The organism is Gilliamella sp. wkB18 (genome assembly GCF_001690875.1).
GTDB classification, from domain to species: domain Bacteria; phylum Pseudomonadota; class Gammaproteobacteria; order Enterobacterales; family Orbaceae; genus Gilliamella; species Gilliamella apicola_A.
Map to the genome: position 1 here is coordinate 1 of NZ_LZHM01000069.1, position 5,301 is coordinate 5,301.

Here is a 5,301-nt window from a genome sequence, read left to right on the forward strand (position 1 = left end):
CATTTACTGGTGAAATATGAAAGTGAATGGTATGCAGATGAAGGGTTAAGCAAATGGAACGAAGTTGATGAGCTATTTGAAGAAGAAAAGCAACAACAAAAAGCGCTTATTGAAGCGGGATTAGATGAGCTAGGCATCACCGAGCCTTACCTCCGTGATTTTGCCTTAGACGTGGTGGACGAAGCGCATAAACATGTCAAATCAAACTGGCAACTAGAAAAAGAAGAGCGCATCAAACCCTCACTGTGGTGGAAAAAAGTGGCGCAAGCTCAAACTCAAAACTCAACCGCAAACACAGAAGCCAATACGCCTAAACTATCCAATCTATCCGCAGACGGCAAGGCATGGTTTATTCATCCTGTAGCAATGAAAATGTTTGCGTTAAAAAATAGTGAGTTAACAATTGTAATTGATCCGGGGCATGGCTATACGCAGAAAAATACAGGTACTGCATGTAAAATATATACCTATAAAATAGGCAATAAAACAGCTGAAGCAAATGTTGAAGAATTACCGCAAGAGGTTATTGATGATACAACATTGATTACATCGAGTAAAACGGAAGATAAAAATAGAAATGAAAGAGGATTGGTATTTGATGTATCTATAAAGCTGAAAAAACTACTAGATTTAGACGGGTATAATGTTATTCTCACGCGAACTGAGCGGAAAATTGAAGGAAAGGATAATGAAGAGACTAGAAAAGCTAGAGTTAAATTAGCTAATGATAACAATGCTGATTATTTTATTTCCATACATGCTGATGGCACTGTGGGTTATACGGCTTCTGGTGCACATGCAATTTATTCTTCTAAAAATCAGAGTCAGGAAGTAACTACGTTTAGCAAGGAATTAGCTGAGGATATATTGAACTATTATAATGTCGTTCCTGTTACAAAATCGCCTAGAAAACGAGAAGACCTTCAGGTATTAAGGAGCTCAAACAAAACCAAACGTAAAGTTCTCGTTGAGTTAGGATTTATTACATCACCTAAAGATGCAAAAGCCTTATTTTCAAATATTGATCTAATTGCTCAACAATTATATGAAGGATTACTAAAAAACATAAAAAAACATTATTAAAAAGGTGCATAATGAAAAAAAGATTTATTTTACCGTTCTTATCTCTGTTTATTGTTGGCCACGCTTTTGCTGTTCCTCTAGAGGAAAGCTTGAGGATTTATGCTATAACCTCAATAACTCAAGAATCTCCTTTTTGTTATTTCTTATTAGTTGACTATTATCCAAATGGTCAAGTAAAAGAAAAAGGTTGCCAAGGACATTATAATGGAACTGGTATTGGAGTGGCAAACTGGTATGAATATGATTTTTCAGGAAAGCTTGTTCGTTCTACCTATTATCATCCTGATGAGTATGGTAAAGATTATAAAATTGTTACAACCTACAAAAATGGTAAGGTTTTAACTAAAAAAATATTTAATTATGATGATTTATATGAAACAGAACAGGAAGAACTTAATGAAATACCTAAATAAAAACCTAGCATTAGTAATAATGCTATTTTTTATGCTATGCAACGTAAATAGTGTAATGGCAGATAGCAACAAAGATGATTTAATTCAACAAGCAAAAAGTGGTGATAAGGTTGCTCAATATTCTTTAGCGAATCTATTGTTTGCTCAGAGTATTGATAAAGAAAAATATGATGACGAGGTTGTCTATTGGTATAAACAATCAGCAGACCAAGGATATGCAAAAGCGCAATTTGCTTTAGCAATGGTTTATAGAAGGCTGAAAAAATATGGCGAAGTTATTGACTGGCTAAAAAAAGCAGCGGAGCAAAATCATGTACAAGCTCAATACTATTTATGGGTAGAATACCAGTTTGGGTTTTCGGTTGATTACGATAAATACGATAAAATTGAGGCTAGACATTGGTTAATAAAAGCGGCCGAGCAAGGTTACACACCAGCTCAAGTTGAATTAGGTAATTTATATTTAATTGAAGCCAATGATAACGCACGTTATGAAAAAGCGATTTATTGGTATAAAAAAGCCGCTGAAGCCAATGACCCTTACGCCCAACTTAATTTAGGTTTAATTGAAAAAGAAAGTTTAAATTATAACCAAGCACTATATTGGTTTAAAAGTGCCTGTAAAAATAATTTTAATGATGCTTGTCATTTAGCTTCTACCATAAAGGTAAAGAAAAAGAAGTAGTGTTGATTTAAATATAGTTACAATAACCTTAAATCCTAATAAGACCTAAAAAACTAAAAAATAAATCAACAAAAAATCCACTGTATGAATAATATTTGAGTTATTTTGCCAAGAGCTTGGCAGTGATAGGAAATCCAGCACCGCTTTAGAGCCTTCGATACGATAGATGATTTTAACCGTGAGGTGTTAGACGTTGATATTGCCGTTAGTTTACCAGTAGGTAGAGTTACTCGTTATTTGGATAAATTAACGGAGTATCATGGCTATTTAAGAAGAAAAATTGAAACGTTTCCAAAAGACTACAAAAGTAATCCAAAGCAGAAGCTGAACCAAGAACAAATTAAAATTTATGCACAAATGCAGAAATTAGAACAACAAGTCATGGTTTGGGAAAAAACCAAAGAGAAAATCAAGAAAATGTTATGGTGGGACGATGTCGCTAAAGGCTTAACGAAGCTAAATCAAGCAAACGGCACACATCCAGAAAATACCAACATAACTGATACCAAAGCCATCCCAACAGACTCAGCCCCACCGGCCACGCTTAGTGCTGATGGTAGGGCGTGGTTTATTCATCCGGTGGCGATGGTGGATTATTTTAATGTTAAAGAAAAGAAAACAGAAACTTGGGATAGTGTTACAAACTCAAGGATTGCTTTATTACATCCACGAATTCGTCAACAAGCAATAAATTTTATCAATGATGTAGAAAAAGAATTTGGAGTACAATTAAGAGTTACAACAGGGTTAAGAACTTTTGATGAACAAAATCGACTTTATAACCAAGGTCGGACTACGCCAGGCAAAATAGTTACTTGGGTTAGAGGCGGATATAGTTATCATAATTATGGATTAGCAATAGATGTTATAGAGATCAAAAATAAGAAAGCTAATTGGGCTGAAAAAGTTCTTATCCGAATATCATCTGTAGGTATAAGGCATGGGTTTTCTTGGGGAGGTGATTGGAAAAAACAAAAAGATTATCCTCATTTTGAAATTACATTTAATTATAAGACCTCGGAATTATTAAAAAAACATGAAAAAGGAAAATTAGATGGCGAAGGGTATATTATATTTGATTAGCATTTTATGTGTATCATTCACATTAAAAGCTGAAGAGGTAACACTTGAATCTTTACATGCGGCAGAAGGTGCTGTCTTAAATTGTACCAAAGATCGACTTGATCTTAGACTTTATGGCGAAACATCTCGTTCAAAAATTATTGTTATTAAAAGTAAAAATACATTTGAAGTATTGTCTAACACTGAATATTACAATATCCCAATAGGTTATTATGATCAAAATTTGAAATCTGAAACTGTTTTCATTGTTGAAAATAAATATTTTGTTAAAAATAATGAAATTATTTCAGCTATATCTCTTGATCCTATTTATAAAAAAAATGCTACAGATGATTTATCAATTTTATCGGATGCATTAAGTGAAGCTCATGAAGATAATAAATGTTTATCATGGAGTTTAGAGTAAATAATTTTTATTTTAAATTAGTGTTCACGATAAGAACGTGGTTTATTCATCCTGTGGCGATGGTGGGTTATTTTAAAATAATTAAAAAAAGAAGTGTTGGGCAGAAAGTCCGTTTGCTTTATTATTAGGAAAAGTAGAATCCAATAATGATTATTCAGCTTATAACCAAACCAAACCAAACCAAACCAAACCAAAATTAAGGGCTTTTTTTAATACTAACTTGACCTCTATGACAATAGAAGAATTAATTGATAAGCAGACAAAAAGGGAAATATTTGCTGCAGGACGTTTTCAAATAATTCTACAAACTTTAAAAGCTGCTGTAACTTATTTAAAGTTAGATTTATCACTGAAATATAATAAAGAAACACAAGATACTTTATTTGAAGAATATTTAATAAAAATTAAAAGAAAAAACATAATAAAATATTTAGAACATAATGGTGATATTGAAGATGCAATTTATGATTGGGCTAAAGAGTTTGCATCAGCTGGGGTACGTAAAGGTAAAGCAATAAGTGGGGGGCGAGTTGCTACTTTTGAAGGTTCATCATACTATCAAGGTGATGGATTGAATTAGGCTCATATACTTCCAGATCAAATGGTTGAAGCATTGAGAGAATCGAAAAATGGAAATTGGAGATAAGTATGAAAATATTTAAGTATTTTATTTTATGTTTTATTCTATTTTTCGCTAGTTATTCTTGCGTAGCTCAAGATAAAGATCATATTAACTTAAATTTTAACGATTTTGCTATTAAAACTAAAACAAAAATAAAAAATGCAAACTTTGCTTATCATTATTTAGTAAAGGTCTATGGATGTGGCGGTGGTGCTATTTGTGGAGAAATTAGAAACTTATTATCAAACAAAGTTATTGGCTTACCTAATGCTTATTTAATAGAAGATGAAAATGGCGAAAAAGAGTTTTTAATAGAATATCATTTAGATAGTAGCTTGATTATTATTTCTGGAATAATAGCAGATCCTGATGAAAATGAAGATAAAGAAGGATACAGAAGAAGATACTATAATTTTATTAATGATCAACTAGTGTTAATTAGTTCAATAAAAAAGGATTAGCGCAATAGTTTCGCTTAATCTGACATTCTTTTACGGATAGGGATTTAAAGGAAGGGTTACGCAGAAGTTGGACAGCGGAGCAGATAGGGCATTTACTGATAAGATATGAAAGTGAATGGTATGCAGATGAAGGGTTAAGCAAATGGAACGAAGTTGATGAGCTATTTGAAGAAGAAAAGCAACAACAAAAAGCGCTTATTGAAGCGGGATTAGATAAACTTGGCATCACCGAGCCTTACCTCCGTGATTTTGCCTTAGACGTGGTGGACGAAGCGCACGAACATGTCAAAAGCAACTGGCAACTAGAAAAAGAAGAGCGCATTAAACCGTTATTCTGTATTAAACAATCGATAATAATTCAGAGGATAATAAACCTTGTATGATCGTAATTGTGTAAAAAACACACCATAAATAAGTAGGGAAAAGCTCACGCTAATACGAAAGTAAAAGACAATATTTTTTGTTTAGGTACATTCGAATATTTATATCTTTTTGAATTTAAATTAAAAATTGGTGTTTCTTGGTGGAACGATAGAAATTGGAAAAAG

7 protein-coding genes are annotated in these 5,301 nt (G+C 32.6%); all 7 read left to right on the forward strand.

Translation table 11 applies throughout. The features are described 5' to 3' along the window. The coding region (locus tag A9G48_RS07465; protein WP_141672977.1) for an N-acetylmuramoyl-L-alanine amidase family protein at positions 1-1,083 on the forward strand (1,083 nt) is incomplete at its 5' end. Positions 1,084-1,094: 11 nt separating this feature from the next. After that, positions 1,095-1,496 (forward strand): hypothetical protein, encoded by a 402-nt coding sequence (locus tag A9G48_RS07470; RefSeq protein ID WP_065567032.1) that lies wholly within the window; start codon positions 1,095-1,097, stop codon positions 1,494-1,496. Continuing rightward, a complete protein-coding gene (locus tag A9G48_RS07475) occupies positions 1,480-2,181 on the forward strand; it encodes a tetratricopeptide repeat protein (RefSeq protein WP_065576025.1) in 702 nt (233 codons plus the stop codon). Before A9G48_RS07470 ends, A9G48_RS07475 begins: the two co-directional genes overlap by 17 nt. Positions 2,182-2,364: 183 nt before the next feature. Beyond that, complete coding sequence (locus A9G48_RS11215; protein ID WP_081299260.1) at positions 2,365-3,264, forward strand: M15 family metallopeptidase; 900 nt, start codon at positions 2,365-2,367, stop codon at positions 3,262-3,264. After that, positions 3,236-3,670 carry a hypothetical protein gene (locus tag A9G48_RS07485; protein ID WP_034944936.1) on the forward strand — a complete coding sequence of 145 codons (435 nt, stop codon included), beginning with the start codon at positions 3,236-3,238 and terminating at the stop codon, positions 3,668-3,670. Before A9G48_RS11215 ends, A9G48_RS07485 begins: the two co-directional genes overlap by 29 nt. Before the next feature lie 229 nt (positions 3,671-3,899). Further along, complete coding sequence (locus A9G48_RS07490; RefSeq protein ID WP_065576026.1) at positions 3,900-4,250, forward strand: hypothetical protein; 351 nt, start codon at positions 3,900-3,902, stop codon at positions 4,248-4,250. A 68-nt stretch (positions 4,251-4,318) separates the two neighbouring features. After that, positions 4,319-4,753: a hypothetical protein gene (locus A9G48_RS07495; RefSeq protein ID WP_065576027.1), complete on the forward strand. Its 435-nt coding sequence runs from the start codon at positions 4,319-4,321 to the stop codon at positions 4,751-4,753. The last annotated feature ends 548 nt before the right edge of the window (positions 4,754-5,301 follow it).

What these genes read in the sequence shown, in the direction of transcription:
- A9G48_RS07485 (WP_034944936.1), top strand. Translation starts at nt 3,236, where the DNA reads ATGGCGAAGGGTATATTATATTTGATTAGCATTTTATGTGTATCATTC.
- A9G48_RS07495 (WP_065576027.1), top strand. Translation starts at nt 4,319, where the DNA reads ATGAAAATATTTAAGTATTTTATTTTATGTTTTATTCTATTTTTCGCT.
- A9G48_RS07490 (WP_065576026.1), top strand. Translation starts at nt 3,900, where the DNA reads ATGACAATAGAAGAATTAATTGATAAGCAGACAAAAAGGGAAATATTT.
- A9G48_RS07470 (WP_065567032.1), top strand. Translation starts at nt 1,095, where the DNA reads ATGAAAAAAAGATTTATTTTACCGTTCTTATCTCTGTTTATTGTTGGC.
- A9G48_RS07475 (WP_065576025.1), top strand. Translation starts at nt 1,480, where the DNA reads ATGAAATACCTAAATAAAAACCTAGCATTAGTAATAATGCTATTTTTT.